Below are 14,599 nucleotides of genomic sequence, written 5' to 3' on the forward strand. Positions count from 1 at the left end.
CGCCGAGTCCGTAACGGGCCGTCGACCGAAGGAGCGTCGCAGTGACGACGAGGGACATCTCTCAACCGGTGGAAGCCGATGCCGCCTACCAGAATGAACTGCCGGTACGGCGCGAGGAACCGGGAAATGTCGTCATCAAGTGGCTGACCACCACCGACCACAAGACGATCGGCACGCTCTATCTGGTCACGTCGTTCGCCTTCTTCTGCATCGGCGGAGTGATGGCGCTCTTCATGCGCGCCGAACTGGCCCGTCCCGGCACGCAGATCATTTCAAATGAGCAGTTCAATCAGTCATTCACGATGCACGGCACCGTCATGCTGCTGATGTTCGCGACGCCGCTCTTCGCCGGATTCGCGAACTGGATCATGCCGCTCCAGATCGGTGCGCCCGATGTGGCGTTCCCGCGGCTGAACATGTTCGCATACTGGCTGTACCTGTTCGGCTCGGCCATCGCGGTGGGTGGCTTCCTCACTCCGCAGGGTGCCGCGGACTTCGGCTGGTTCGCCTACTCCCCGCTCACCGACGCCGTCCGCTCGCCGGGCATCGGCGCCGATATGTGGATCATGGGTCTGGCGTTCTCCGGATTCGGCACGATCCTCGGTTCGGTCAACTTCATCACCACGATCATCTGCCTGCGCGCCCCCGGCATGACGATGTTCCGCATGCCGATCTTCGTCTGGAACGTCCTGCTGACCGGTGTGCTGGTCCTGCTGGCCTTCCCGGTCCTCGCCGCCGCGCTGCTGGTGCTGGAGGCGGACCGCAAGTTCGGTGCGCATGTCTTCGAAGCGGCCAACGGCGGCGCGCTGCTCTGGCAGCACCTCTTCTGGTTCTTCGGCCATCCGGAGGTGTACATCATCGCCCTGCCGTTCTTCGGTATCGTCAGCGAGATCATTCCGGTGTTCAGCCGTAAACCGATCTTCGGATACATCGGTCTGATTTCCGCGACGATCGCCATCGCGGGGCTTTCCGCGACCGTGTGGGCGCACCATATGTTCGTCACCGGAGCCGTGCTGCTCCCGTTCTTCTCTTTCATGACCTTCCTGATCGCGGTGCCGACCGGTGTGAAATTCTTCAACTGGATCGGCACGATGTGGAGGGGGTCGCTGTCTCTTGAGACACCGATGCTCTGGTCCATCGGGTTTCTTGTGACATTCCTCTTCGGTGGCCTGACCGGCGTCATCCTGGCCTCGCCGCCGATGGACTTCCAGGTCTCCGACTCATATTTCGTCGTCGCGCACTTCCACTACGTGGTGTTCGGCACGGTGGTCTTCGCGATGTTCGCCGGATTCCACTTCTGGTGGCCGAAGTTCACCGGCAAGATGCTGGACGAACAGCTCGGCAAGATCACGTTCTGGACGCTGTTCGTGGGCTTCCACGGCACGTTCCTGGTGCAGCACTGGCTCGGTGCCGAGGGAATGCCGCGTCGTTACGCGGACTACCTCGCCGCCGACGGCTTCACCGCGCTGAACACGATCTCCACGATCTCCTCGTTCCTGCTCGGCCTGTCGATGCTGCCGTTCTTCTACAACGTCTGGAAGACGGCCAAGTACGGCAAGAAGATCGAGGTCGACGACCCGTGGGGCTACGGCCGCTCCCTGGAGTGGGCGACCTCGTGCCCGCCGCCGCGGCACAACTTCGTCACACTGCCGCGGATCCGTTCCGAATCCCCGGCGTTCGACCTGCACCACCCCGTCGTACGCGCCCTGGACGAGGCGGCCAACAGACCCGCCGCCTCCACGACGGTGGCCCCGGGGGACAAGCAGGCGTGAGGGCGGCAGCCCAGGACCAGGAAAGCCCGACGACAGGAGGACCGGTGAAACCACATGAGGACAGTGCCCGCGGCCTGGCCCAGTTGGAGGGCTATCTGCTGTGGAACGCCGAGATCGAGGAGGCCCGCAGACAGGCCCGTCGCCTGACCGGACAACTGCCCTGGCTCACCACGGCGCAGCGCGAGGACGTGGAGCGCGTCTACCTCATGGAACGGATGGCCGGCTGCCGGGAGTCGCTCACCCGGATCACCGGCCGGGCCGCCGAGCTGCGCGGCGAGTACACCGAGCGCTACGAGCAGCTCCGGGCCCGCTGTGTGGCGGCTTCCGTGGTGGCGGTGAGCGCCGTGAGCGGCGCCTGCACCGCGCTCACCGTCCTCACCCGCTGAACCGGCGCGCGCCTGTCGCGATCACGGCCGCAGCTCAGCGAACCGCCGTCCGGGAGAACGGCCGGCCGGGAGGTCTCATCCGGCGGCGCCGAAGTTCTGGGTCCACACGGGCCCGCTCCCGGTGCTCTGTATCCCCACACCGATCTCCTTGAACGAACAGTTGAGGATGTTGGCCCGGTGCCCGGGACTGTCCATCCACGAACTCATCACATCCGCCGGAGTGCGCTGGCCCTTCGCGATGTTCTCCCCGTACGTGCTCCAGCGGTAGCCGGCCGTGGTGAGGCGATCTCCCGGGTCGGTGCCGTCGGGCGAGGTGTGCGCGAAGTAGTCGCGGGACGCCATATCGGCGGAATGCCGCTGCGCTGCCGTGGACATCAGGCCGTTTCCGCGTACCGGACCGCATCCTTCCTTCGCGCGCTCGGCATTGACGAGATCGGTGACCTGCTGCGACATGGAGGGCGGGGCGGGCGGCGCCGGAGTGGCAGGGCGGCGAGAGGGCGCCGGGGTGCCGGGTGTGGGCCGTGCACTCCTGCTCGCCGTGGCCTCGGCGGTGGGAGAAGGCGTCTGCGACGGTGAACCGGTGGGCGAGGACGACGCCGGGGGAGCCGCCCGCGACGGGGCCGCCGCGGGCGCCGAGGACCGGGCGGGGGCATCGGGCGCACCGGCCGTGACCGCCGCCTCGTCCCGGTCGGTGTCCGCGTCGTCCGCGTAGAGATGTACGGCGCCGCCACCGGTGCCCAGGGCCGCGACCGCGACCAGCGCGGCCACGACCGTGTTGCGCCGTCGCCGCCGGAGGCCACGCCGGCGCTCCGCACGTCCGGGCCGGGACGGACGGACGGCCGCGGTGGTGGCGGAACTGGCCGCGTTACGGGCGGCGGCGGGACGTCCGGCGGCCGTGGTGCGCAGGGCGGGGGCGTCTCCCGGGAGGGACGGCGCCAGAGGTACCAGGGCCAGTCCGACGAGCAGGCCCTCCGCGGGGACGAGCTGCGAGGCGTGCCCCGAGCAGACGGTGCAGCCACGGGCATGACGGGCCAGACGCTTGCGCCAGAGGGCCGAGGGTACCCCGTCCCATTCGGCGACGATCTCCTCCAGCAACACGCAACGCGGGTTGGACCCCAGCGCGCCCACCACCACCCTGGCCGTCTCCAGCTGGGCCTTCATCCGCTGGACCCGGACCGCCGTGTGCTGCGGGGTGAGCTCCAGAGCGGCGGCGACCTCGGCCCGGGACACCTGTCCCGCGGCCTCCAGCCACCACAGCGACAGCAGGGCCCGGTCGTCCTCGTCCAGCCACCGCGTCGCCTCCGCCACCTGGCGGCGCTGCCCGGTCAGACCGAGCCGGAGGATGGTCACATCGACGAAATCGGCACCCGGGTCGGGCCTGTCGTGAGCGTCGTCCAGACGATCGGCCGGCACGGCCCCGGACCGCTGCTCCCGCCAGTGCTCGCGTATCTCGTTCATGGCTATGGCCACGAGCCAGGAGCGGAAACGCCCGGGATCACGCAGCCCGGGAAGACCCCGCAGCATGCGCAGCACGGTCTCCTGCACGACGTCATCGACGTCCGCATGCCCGTTCAGCGCGCGGCCGACGATGTTGTAGAGCAGCGGCAGATACGACGCGACGAGCCGGTCCTGCGCCTGTTGGTCGCCGCTCCGCGCCGCAGTGATCAACGCCGTGCCGTGTTCCTCGCCCATGCTGTGCTCACTCTTCCGGGGTCCTGTTCCGTCTCTTCCCACACCCGGGAGACGCGGTGCGGGCGGGACAATAACAAGAATCCGCCGGGCCATCCCAAGTTCCCGCTCTCGGGGACGGCGGCCGCACCGGCCGTCGTGGTGAAGCCGTTCGCGGGCACGGCCGGTGGCGCAGGTCAGCGGGTGGGCGGCCCGTCCTGGTCGCGGTCGTCGCCGAGCTGCTGCTTGAGCTTGTCCTGCGCGGTGTCCACCTGGCCGCTGTACTTGCCCTTTGTCCGGTCGTCGACCATGTCACCGCCCTTGTCGACGGCCTTGCCTGCCTGGGCCTCGTGCCCCTTGAGCATCCTCTTGAGCTTGTCCAGTGCGGACATCGCCGGGCCTCCTCGCTGTGTCCCCCACCCATCCAGGGTCACCGCACGGCGCCCGGCCCGCATCCGGGGGCGTACGCCGGGCTGAGGCGCCGTCGTGGGCGCCGGAAGGTTGAAGACCGGCTGCGTGGGCAGATACCGGTTGACCAGTAGGAGGTGGTGGCAATGGGCCGCATCAGGATCGTCCGCCGTCCGCCGCCCCCGTCCGGGCCGCCCCCGCTCGATCTGCGGACCCCGTCCGGTCGTCCGCTGCCGTACTGAGCGGATCCGGCGCGGCCGGCGGGCCCGTCACGCGGTGAAGGGCGGCCCGCTGTCCGGGCCGTGATCCTCGCCGCCGCCGGGCCGCCGCTGAGGCGGAGCCCCCGACAGCGGTGCGAACTGCTCCACCAGCGCCTGCAGCTCCTCGACGGCATGCTCCGTCCTGAGGCGGATGTTGGTGTGTTCGGCCACGATCGCGGCCAGCAGCAGCGCGGTGAGCGCCACACAGCCGTTGAACAGTGACAGGTTCACCATGATCTCCACCAGGCTGTGGTCCTCGAACGGCCCCACGCCATCGGTTCCGGCGACGATCGCCAGCACGGACACCAGGAAGGCGCAGGGCGCGCTCCCGGGCAGCTGGAAGCGCAACGCCGCCCAGGTGAGCACCGGAAACACCAGATAGATCATCGACAGCGTGCTCCGTGTCGCCAGCAGGCCGACCGACAGCGTCACGACCGCCAGCACCGAAGCCTCCACCCACCGGTCGGTCATCCGCGGCAGCCTCGCCCGTCGCAGGACCAGCAGGAGCGGGGTGACCACCAGCACCCCCATGGCATCGCCCGCCCACCAGGACGACCAGACCAGCCAGAAGCTGCTCGCCGGAAGTTTGCCGCTGAGCAGCAGCGCCACGCTGCCCACGGTCGAGCTGATGAGCATGCCCACGAACGCGCCGAGGAGTACCAGCATGATGCCGTCCCGCAGACGTGCCAGATCGACCCGGAAGTCCACTCTGCGCAGCATGAGATACGCGCACAGCGGTGCGACCGTATTGCCCGCCACGATGCCGAGACCGGAGAACGTGACGGATCCACCGGTCGCGGTGATCGTCAGGAGCGCCCCGAGGGCGATGCCCGGCCAGATCCTCGTTCCCAGAATCAGCAACGCGCCCAGAGCGACGCCCGTGGGCGGCCAGAGCGGAGTGACGATGGCCCCCTGGACCACCACTTCCCTGAGCAGGCCGAGCCGTCCCGACCCGTAGTAGACGGCGGCGACGCCCAGTATCTGCGCGACGGCCACGGCCCGATGTCTGGCTTCCTTGCTGCGGATCACACCTGTCATCAGACACCGGCCTCACGGGGTGGCGGCTGTGACACGCTCGGCGGGCGCGGCCCGGAAGGTGTCACCGCGGCCGGCGGGCGGCCTCATGACGCAGGACGAGCACGGCCGCGTCGTCCTCGTGGCCGGTGAACTCCGCCGCCCCCAGTACCTCGTCGGCCAGTTCCTCCGCGCTCGCCCCGGAATGGGCCCCGACCAGCCGGCGCACCCGGTCCAGGCCGTCCTCGATCAGCAGCGACGGGCCCTCGACCACGCCGTCCGTGAGGAGTACGAGGGTTCCGGCGGTGTCGAGCGTGCGCCGGGTGACGGGATAGTGCTCCCCGGCCTCGATGCCCAGAGGCAGCCCGCCGGGGTCCTCGGTGATGCCGGACAGTCCGTCCACGGTCCCCCATACGCACGCCACATGACCGGCCCGCGCACTGTGCAGCTCCCAGGTGCGCGGGTCCAGCCGGAGGAACGTGCAGGTCGCGAACAGAGCGGAGTCCACGGACAGCAACAGATCGTTCGTACGCGCCATGACGTCGCCGGGGTCGGAGGCCGTGGCCGCGATCGCGCGCATGGCGATGCGTACCTGTCCCATGAAGGCCGCCGCCTCGACGTCGTGGCCCTGGACATCCCCGATCGCGAAGCCGAGCGCTCCGTCGGGCAGCGGGAATCCGTCGTACCAGTCACCCCCGATGTCCAGCCCGTGGCGGGCGGGGGCGTAGCGGGCGGCGCTCTGCAGTCCCGGCAGTGTCGGCAGCGACGCGGGCAGCATCTCGCGCTGGAGGGCCTGCGCCAGCTCGACGCGCGCCTGGTGCAGTTCCACTTCCTGCCGAGCGCGGGCGGTGAGACTCTGCAGTGTGTTGAGCAGTTCCTCGGCGCTTGCTGAGCGGGGAGTCCGACGCGGGTTCATGGGCCGCTCCGCGGTGCGTTAGTCCCTGCATCATATTTCGGGCACCTGTGCGGGGCGACTTCGGACGGTGGCCGTCGGGGACGGGCCGCCGCAGGGCGATCCGGTACGGCCGCGGAAGCCGGGCACCGCCGGATGCCGGATGGCCCGACGCACCGCGCCGTTGTCAGTGCCCGGTGGGATGCTGCCCGCATGGACGAGCTCATGAGGCAGCGCCGGGTCTACGGCACGGACCACGACGACCCGCACCCCGGACCGAAGGCCGGCCACGAGTACCGCGAACTGGTGGGCGGTCCGCTGGACGGACTGCTCCTGGATGTCACGGGCTGGAGCGACGCGGCGCTGCGCGACGGTGCGGGGCTGATCACGGAGATCGGGGCCTACGGTCCCGGCGGGCGGGCGGAGTACGGGCCGCGCGCCGCCGATCCGGACCGGTGGGACTGGCGGGGCGACGTGCGTTAGACGCGCCGGCCGCCCGGACGCCGGCGGGACGGCCGGGCCGGGGCGTGCTCCCTTCACCGGGAGCCGCGCCACCGAGGGCGCCGTAGATCCAGATGCGGACGTCCGGTTCCGGCGCGAGGATCGGATTACGGGCGGTGGTCCGGCCGCGCCCTGGCCCTCTCGGGCCAGTTCTCCCTTCCGGGTGCTTCCGGTCCGCCTCCCGGCCGCATCCGTGAACACGTACCGGCCCTCCGTATCGGGTCGTCGAGCCTTCCGGAACGTCCCCTGCCCCGTTGAGCTGTGGTGTTTCGCCGCGCGCCGGTTCGGTAGGTTGGCGCGTCATGAGGGCATTGAGCGCTGTTGGGTACCGTCGGCTGGGCGCAATCGGATCCGCGGCCGCCGCCGTGGGCGGCTGGGGCGCGGGATCGCTGCCGGCCCGTGACCCGTGGGGGATCTGGCAGGCCTACGGGCCCGGAGTGACCGCGGCGGCAGCCGTGCTCGCCTATGCCGGGCTGACGCTGCTGGTCGTCGCCTGGTGGCAGTACGGCAAGGCCGGGGCCGGTGTGCGCGACACACTCGTCACCCTCCTCTGGTGGGCGGCCCCGCTCGTGCTGACACCGCCCCTCTACAGCGCCGATGTGTACAGCTACATTGCCCAGGGTGCGATGGTCATCGAGGGGCACGACGTCTACAGCGTCGGACCCTCGGTCCTCGACCCCGGCGGGCTCGGCGGTGACGCAGCCGCGAGCGTCGGGAGGAACTGGACCGACACGCCCGCACCGTACGGCCCGTTCTTCCTGATCCTCGCGCGGCTCGTGACCTGGGCGACGGGCGGGACGATCGTTCCCGCAGTGCTGGGCATGCGGCTCATCGCCCTGGTCGGGCTGGTCCTGATCGTCTGGGCGCTGCGGCGTCTCGCGCGCGAGTACGGCAGGAGCGAGAGCGGCGCCCTGTGGCTCGGCGCACTCAACCCGCTGCTGCTCATCCATGTGGTCGGCGGGATACACAACGACGGGCTGATGATCGGGCTCATGCTCGCGGGCATGGTGCTCGCCACCCGCGGACGGTGGGTGGCGGGCAGCGCGCTCGTCGGGCTCGCCATGATGGTCAAGTCCCCGGCGGCGCTGGCGCTGCTCTTCATCGGCGTACTCGTGGGCAGGGCGGCGACCGGGCCCCTGGTACGACGCGTGGCCAAGGGGCTGCTGGGGCCCGGTCTGGTCGCGGGGGCGGTCGCCGCGGCGGCGGCACTGCTCGGCGGCACGGGCTTCGGCTGGCTCGGCAGCCAGGGGGTCGCGGGTTCCATACACACGGCACTGTCGGTCACCAGCGACCTCGGCCTCGCACTCGGCGAACTGCTGCACCTGCTCATCGGATCCGACGTCGAGCCGGTCAAGAGCGCGGTGCAGACCCTGGGCCTGGCGGCTGCACTCGTCCTCATCCTGCACTTCGCCTGGCAGGCGGTGAACGGGCGTCTCACGGCGGTGCACGCCCTGGGACTGTCCCTGGTGGCCCTGGTCGCACTCTCGCCGATGGTGCAGCCCTGGTACCTCCTGTGGGGCGTGACGGTGATCGCCGCCACCGAATGGCGCGGCCGCACAGCCCGGGTACTGGCCGTGCTGTCGGCGGCACTGGTGTACGAGACCCATCCCTCGGGGAGCACACCGGCGTACGGCTTCGTCCTGGTGGGCGTCGTCTGTGTGGTGGCCGCACGTCTCGTGCGCCGCGAGCGGCCCGTACCGGACGGGCCCCTGATACCGGACAGCCGTACCGAGGAGGACCTCCACCCACGCCTTCACCTCTGAGCCGGCCCGGCGTCGGACGTAAAGGCCTGCCACCGGCGCGAGGCGTGGGGCTATAATGCTGGGGTCCCATTGTCTCCGATAGAGGTGGACGTTGCGCATCTGAGGTCCGCGATCATCACGCGGTACGGCACAGTCCGTACACCCGTCACGCCGCTGCCGGCATTTCCGCCGCCCGTGACCCCGCGTGGATGCGACCTCGGTGCATGAGCCGTCCCTGACTTCTCGGAAGGCCGCACTCCCTCCTTTCCCGGTTCGGTCGCCGTGTGGTGCTCGCATACGAAGTCCCCCTGTGCACCACGCTTGCGACTGCGAGGATCTCCATGGCCAACCCCACCCTGCCCAGCGCCTCCGTGACCTGTTCGGGCCTGTCCTTCAACTGGCCGGACGGCACTCCCCTCTTCGACGGGTTCTCCGTCAGCATCGGCCGGGGACGCACCGGCCTCGTCGGTGCCAACGGCACAGGGAAGTCCACCCTGCTGCGCCTCCTGGCGGGCCTGCTGCGTCCCTCCCAGGGGTCGGTGACGGTCGGCGGAACACTCGCCTACCTGCCGCAGAACATCACCCTCGACACGACCCTCCGCGTCGACCGGGCCCTGGGCATCGCCGAGCGGCGGTCCGCACTGAGCGCCATCGAGGCGGGAGACGTGGACGAGGCGCACTTCGCGGTCATCGGCGACGACTGGGACGTGGAGGAGCGGGCCCGGGCGACCCTGGACTCACTCGGGCTCGACGGTGTCGGGCTGGACCGGACCGTGGGCGAGATGTCCGGCGGCGAGACCGTACTCCTGGGCCTGGCCGCGCTCCTGCTGGAGCGCCCCGACGTTCTGCTGCTCGACGAACCGACCAACAACCTCGACCTGTTCGCACGGCGCCGGCTGTACGAGGCCGTCGACTCCTGGCGCTCCGGTGTGCTGGTCGTCGTCAGCCACGACCGTGAGCTGCTGGAGCGGGTGGACCGCATCGCCGAACTGCGGTCGGGGTCCGTGAGCTGGTACGGGGGCGGCTGGTCGGCGTACGAAGAGGCCCTGGCCACCCAGCAGGAAGCCGCCGAGCGCATGCTGAGGGCCGCCGACGCGGACGTACGGCGGCAGAAGCGGGAACTGGAGGAGTCCCACATCAAACTGGCCCGCCGTGAGCGGCAGGGCCGCAAGGTGGAAGCCGAGCGGCGGCTGCCGAAGATCCTCGCCGGTGCGCGCAAGCGGGCCGCGCAGGAGTCCGCGGGCAAGCTCCGCGGACTGCACGAGGACCGCCTGCACGAGGCACGCGAGCGGAGGGAGGAGGCCGCGGACGCGATCCACGACGATGCCGAGATCAGGGTGAGCCTGCCCCGTACGGCCGTGCCCGCCGGCCGCACCGTGCTGACCCTGGAACAGCTTCGCCCGCGGTACGGCAAGCTGCTGGACGGCAACCTCCAGGTGCACGGTCCCGAACGCATCGCCCTGGTCGGGCGCAACGGGGCCGGCAAGACGACGCTGCTGCGCACCCTCACCGGGGAGCTGGCACCCCTGGCCGGCGAGGCCAGGACCTTCGTGCCGCTGCGATTCCTTCCGCAGCGCCTGGACGTGCTGGACGAGGAGCTGAGCGTCGCGGCGAACGTGGCGCGGATGGCTCCCGGTGTCGACGACAACCACATTCGCTCCCAGCTCGCGCGGTTCCTGTTCAGGGGAGCTCGCGCCGAACAGCCGGCGGGCACCCTCTCGGGAGGGGAGCGCTTCCGAGCGGCGCTCGCGGCGACGATGCTCGCCGCCCCCGCTCCCCAACTGGTGGTGATGGACGAGCCGACCAACAACCTCGACATGGCCAGCGTGCGGCAGCTGACGAGCGCGCTCGACCACTACGAGGGCGCACTCCTGATCGCGGGCCACGATCTGCCCTTCCTGGAATCCATCGGCATCACCCGCTGGCTGCTGGTCGACGAGGAGCTGCGGGAGACCACCGCCGAAGAGGTCCGCGGCATGCTCGGAGCGCCGGGCGCGGAATGACGGCTCCCGCCGCGGCGTCACCTCGACGACGCCGCGGCGGAACTGACCGGATCCGGCCCGTTCGGGGCCACGGACTTCGGCACTCCGGTCGACCGGCTGTCCGCGGGCCGGCTGCGGCGCCTCGAACTCGGTCTGCTGTTCGTGCTGTTGTTCGCGCGAGGCCCGCACCTGCTGCTGCTCGACGAGCCCGGCAACCACCTCGTCCTGGATCCGGCCGGGCAACTGCGGGAAGCGGTGGAGCGGTTCACCGGCCCTGTCGTCATGGTCACCCCTGACCGCACGTCGCGCGAACGCCATCGGGACAGAGTGCTGGGATGGTGGACGGGCGGCTGGTCCGCCCGGTGCGGCACGGCGGACGGAGCGTACGCCGGGGTACGTGAAGTCCGTGCGGGCCGGCCACGGGTCAACCGGGGGCGACCGCTGCTCCCGCCGGGCTCTGGCCCGGCCCGGGGGGCCGCTGCCATCATGGAGAGTGTGACCCAACTCCAGCTGGCAGTAACCGCTTTGGTGAGCGCGGCGGGTGTGTACACCGTCCTGGCCGTCCTCTGGATGCTACGGGCCAGGGCCGACCGGGCAGCCGCCGCGCGGCTGGGCGACGTGGACATCGATCCCTGTCACGCGGCGGCCACGGCGGGCGACAGACATGACGCCGTCGAGCACGCGGCCGCGGCGCTGCTGCTCCAGGGCCGGTTGCGGATCGACGGCGACGGGCGGCTGGAGGTGACTGGCGAGGGCGATGCGGGCCATCCGGTCTGCGACGCCCTGCTGGACGCCGTACGCTCCCGCGCCCCCGTCACTCTGCGCCGGCTCCGCTGGGACACCGGACTGCGCGTGCGGTGCGAGGCATTCCTCCGTGAACAGGATGCCGCGGTGCCCCGCTGGGCAGGCCGGCAGAAGGACCACCTGGGCGCCGCGGCGTGTGCCACCGCGTTCGCGCTGTCCTTCTTCTACGCCGTCCAGCTGGCGTTCTGGCGCGAACCGGTAGCCGCCGAGCCGGCGGACATACTCTTCGCGCTGTTCCTCACCGTGATCACCGGCCTGATGATCGCCGTCCCCCTCGTCTGGCTCGCGCTGAGCGCCTGGCCGCAGCGCCATGACCCCTTCCGCACCCACTGCGCCGCGCTCCCGCGACCGGTGATGAGCGCCCTCGACGAGGAACGCCGCAGGCGGCTGAGCGAGAGCCGCGTACGCGTCGAGCCGTGGGAACGCGAGGACATCACATGGGTGGACAGCGGGGGAGCCTTCTAGCGGTTCCCCACGGTTCCGGAAGCGGAATCGGCCGGGGGCGGGCACGGTGGAAGGGCCGGTGACCGCGAGACACGGAGGCACCATGGACCAGCAGGACACCGCTCCGGGACTTCACTGCCTGGTGACGGGTGCGACCGGCTACATCGGAGGGCGGCTCGTCCCCGAGCTGCTCGACGCCGGGCATCGCGTACGGTGCCTCGCGCGGACCCCCGAGAAGCTGCGCGACCACCCCTGGACGGACCGGACCGACATCGTCCGCGGTGACGTCCTCGACCCGGAATCGCTCCGTACGGCCATGCGGGGGGTGGACGTCGCCTACTACCTGGTGCACGCGCTCGGCAGCGGCCGGGACTTCGAGGCCACGGACCGTGAAGCGGCCCGGAACTTCGCCGAACAGGCACGTGCCGCCGGCGTGTCCCGCCTCGTCTACCTGGGCGGCCTCACCCCCGCCGGCGTGCCGCAGGAAGCACTCTCGCCGCACCTTCGCTCGCGTGCCGAGGTCGGCGACATCCTGCTGGGGTCCGGAGTGCCGACCGCGGTGCTGCGCGCGGCCGTGATCATCGGCTCGGGCTCGGCCTCCTTCGAGATGCTGCGCTACCTCACGGAACGCCTGCCCGTCATGGTCACCCCCAGCTGGGTGTCTACCAGGATCCAGCCGATCGCCGTCCGCGACGTACTGAGGTACCTGGTGGGCAGCGCCGCCATGCCCGCCGAGGTGAACCGCACCTTCGACATCGGCGGCCCGGACATCGTGACGTACCGGGAGATGATGGAGGAGTACGCCTCCGTCGCCCGGCTGCGGCCCCGGCTGATCCTGCCCGTCCCGATGCTGACGCCACGCCTGTCCAGCCACTGGATCGGACTCGTCACACCGGTGCCCCGCTCGATAGCCCGGCCGCTCGCGGAGTCGCTGAAGTACGAGGTCGTCTGCGCCGAACACGACATCCGGCGGTATGTGCCCGACGCCCCGGGGCAGCCCTTCACCTTCCGGCGGGCGCTCACCCTCGCACTGCAACGGGTGCGTGAGGCGAACGTGACCACGCGGTGGTCGTCGGCCTCCGTACCCGGCGCACCGAGCGACCCGCTGCCCACCGACCCGGACTGGGCGGGCGGCAGCCTGTACACCGACGAACGGGACACGGGGATCGACGCGTCCCCCGAGGCGCTGTGGCGTGTCATCGAAGGCATCGGAGGCGACAACGGCTGGTACTCCTTCCCGCTGGCCTGGGCCGTCCGAGGGTGGCTCGACCGTGTCGTGGGCGGTGTCGGCCTGCGGCGCGGACGCAGGGACGCCGGACGGCTCAGAGTGGGCGACGCACTGGACTTCTGGCGCGTCGAGGAGATCGAGCCCGGACATCTGCTCCGGTTGCGCGCCGAGATGCGGCTGCCCGGCCTGGCCTGGCTGGAGCTGTACGCGGAGGAGGACGGGGAGGGCGGTGCCCGGTACAGACAGCGTGCGCTGTTCCATCCCCGGGGGCTGCTGGGCCACGCCTACTGGTGGAGTGTCTTTCCGTTTCACTCCGTCGTGTTCGGCGGCATGGCGCGGAACATCACGCGAGCCGCACTGAAGCCGACGCGGGTGGAGCAGGCCGAGGCGGCCGCGGCTCTCTGAAGCGGTGTGACCCCGGGGCAGGTTTCCTCCGTCCTTGTTGGCTGACTTATACACGTACCGCGCGGTCACGCCCTTGCTACGTTCTCCGGTGGAGAGTCGGCAGGCAAGCGAGCCCGAGGAGAACGTGCTGTGCGGATCTACATCAGCGTTGACATGGAAGGCGTCACCGGGCTGGTCGATGTCGAGGACGTCCAGCCCGGAGGCCGGGACTACGAACGCGGGCGGCTGATGATGGCGGAGGACGTCAACGCCGCTGTCCGGGGTGCCCTCGCGGCCGGAGCCACCGACATCACCGTCAACGACGCGCACGGCCCCATGCGGAACCTGCTGCCCGAGATGCTCCACCCCGCGGTCCGCCTGATCCGGGGAAGGCCCAAGAACATGGGCATGCTCGAAGGGCTCGGCCCCGAGCACGACGCGGTGATCTGCGTCGGCTACCACGCGCGGGCCGGAGCGCTCGGGGTGCTCAGCCACAGCTTCCTGGGACATGAGATCGAGGACATGTGGCTGGACGGGGCGCCCGTGGGCGAGATCGGTCTGGCCCGGGCCACGGCGGCGGCCATCGGCGTTCCCGTGCTCGTTCTCACCGGGGACGACAGCGCCTGCGAGGAGATGGCGAAGTGGGACGGCTCCGTCACCACCGTGGCCGTGAAGTACGCGAAGGACCGTTTCGCCGCGGAGCTGCGCCCGGCGGACGAGGCACGGGCGGCCATCGAGGAAGCGGTCGCCGCCCGTCTCGCCACGCCGCCGACCCGTCCGGCGACGGCGGACGGCCGGGCGACCCTCACCGTCCGCTGGCAGTCGGCCTCGATCGCCTCCATGCTCCAGGGCATCCCCGGGGTGACGTCGACGGACTCGCGGACCGTCCAGGCGCAGGGGTCGCTGCCCGTCCTGTACCGGCTCTTCGGGGTGTGGGCCCGCCTCGCGTCCTCGCTGACCAACCAGGCGCCCTACTGCTGACCGGCGGGCAGTGGCGGGGGGGCCCGCCCGGGGGGGCCCCCCCCCCCCCCCCCGCCGCGGGCGGCCGCGGCGCCCCCGGGGGGGGGGGGGGCCGCCCGGGGGGGGCCGCGCGGGCCGCCCCCCCCCCCCGGGC

At 71.0% G+C, this 14,599-nt stretch carries 12 protein-coding genes; 8 read left to right on the forward strand and 4 right to left on the reverse strand.

The genetic code is table 11. From position 1 onward, the window contains the following. Window positions 1-41: 41 nt before the first annotated feature. Entirely contained in the window at window positions 42-1,772 is a 1,731-nt protein-coding gene (gene ctaD / locus ACIGJO_RS26635; RefSeq protein ID WP_399962177.1) for a cytochrome c oxidase subunit I, read from the forward strand. A gap of 44 nt (window positions 1,773-1,816) precedes the next feature. Continuing rightward, entirely contained in the window at window positions 1,817-2,158 is a 342-nt protein-coding gene (locus ACIGJO_RS26640; protein WP_399962180.1) for a hypothetical protein, read from the forward strand. Between the two features lie 75 nt (window positions 2,159-2,233). On the opposite strand, the gene ACIGJO_RS26645 is transcribed toward ACIGJO_RS26640, so the two are convergent. From ACIGJO_RS26645 to ACIGJO_RS26660, 4 genes are all read right to left on the reverse strand, one after another. Then, a complete protein-coding gene (locus ACIGJO_RS26645; RefSeq protein ID WP_399962181.1) occupies window positions 2,234-3,850 on the reverse strand; it encodes a sigma-70 family RNA polymerase sigma factor in 1,617 nt (538 codons plus the stop codon). 173 nt (window positions 3,851-4,023) lie between these two features. Further along, entirely contained in the window at window positions 4,024-4,218 is a 195-nt protein-coding gene (locus tag ACIGJO_RS26650) for an antitoxin (RefSeq protein ID WP_399962182.1), read from the reverse strand. 285 nt (window positions 4,219-4,503) lie between these two features. Beyond that, complete coding sequence (locus ACIGJO_RS26655; protein WP_399962184.1) at window positions 4,504-5,523, reverse strand: MASE1 domain-containing protein; 1,020 nt, start codon at window positions 5,521-5,523, stop codon at window positions 4,504-4,506. Window positions 5,524-5,593: 70 nt separating this feature from the next. Continuing rightward, window positions 5,594-6,424 carry a PP2C family protein-serine/threonine phosphatase gene (locus ACIGJO_RS26660; protein ID WP_399962186.1) on the reverse strand — a complete coding sequence of 277 codons (831 nt, stop codon included), beginning with the start codon at window positions 6,422-6,424 and terminating at the stop codon, window positions 5,594-5,596. Between the two features lie 189 nt (window positions 6,425-6,613). Between ACIGJO_RS26660 and ACIGJO_RS26665 the strand changes: the two genes are divergently transcribed. The 6 genes from ACIGJO_RS26665 to ACIGJO_RS26690 all read left to right on the forward strand — a co-directional run bounded on the left by ACIGJO_RS26665 (window position 6,614) and on the right by ACIGJO_RS26690 (window position 14,466). Beyond that, complete coding sequence (locus tag ACIGJO_RS26665) at window positions 6,614-6,883, forward strand: hypothetical protein (RefSeq protein WP_399962188.1); 270 nt, start codon at window positions 6,614-6,616, stop codon at window positions 6,881-6,883. Window positions 6,884-7,203: 320 nt separating this feature from the next. Next, window positions 7,204-8,664 (forward strand): polyprenol phosphomannose-dependent alpha 1,6 mannosyltransferase MptB, encoded by a 1,461-nt coding sequence (mptB, locus tag ACIGJO_RS26670; RefSeq protein ID WP_399962190.1) that lies wholly within the window; start codon window positions 7,204-7,206, stop codon window positions 8,662-8,664. A gap of 320 nt (window positions 8,665-8,984) precedes the next feature. Further along, a complete protein-coding gene (locus tag ACIGJO_RS26675) occupies window positions 8,985-10,646 on the forward strand; it encodes an ABC-F family ATP-binding cassette domain-containing protein (protein WP_399962192.1) in 1,662 nt (553 codons plus the stop codon). 141 nt (window positions 10,647-10,787) lie between these two features. Continuing rightward, window positions 10,788-11,894 (forward strand): hypothetical protein, encoded by a 1,107-nt coding sequence (locus ACIGJO_RS26680; protein ID WP_399962194.1) that lies wholly within the window; start codon window positions 10,788-10,790, stop codon window positions 11,892-11,894. A gap of 82 nt (window positions 11,895-11,976) precedes the next feature. Beyond that, on the forward strand, window positions 11,977-13,506 hold the full coding sequence (locus ACIGJO_RS26685) for an SDR family oxidoreductase (protein WP_399962196.1): 1,530 nt from the start codon (window positions 11,977-11,979) through the stop codon (window positions 13,504-13,506). Between the two features lie 129 nt (window positions 13,507-13,635). Then, window positions 13,636-14,466 carry a M55 family metallopeptidase gene (locus tag ACIGJO_RS26690; RefSeq protein ID WP_399962198.1) on the forward strand — a complete coding sequence of 277 codons (831 nt, stop codon included), beginning with the start codon at window positions 13,636-13,638 and terminating at the stop codon, window positions 14,464-14,466. Window positions 14,467-14,599 lie beyond the last annotated feature (133 nt).

It is taken from the genome of Streptomyces sp. NPDC079020 (genome assembly GCF_044542225.1).
Taxonomy (GTDB): Bacteria; Actinomycetota; Actinomycetes; order Streptomycetales; family Streptomycetaceae; genus Streptomyces.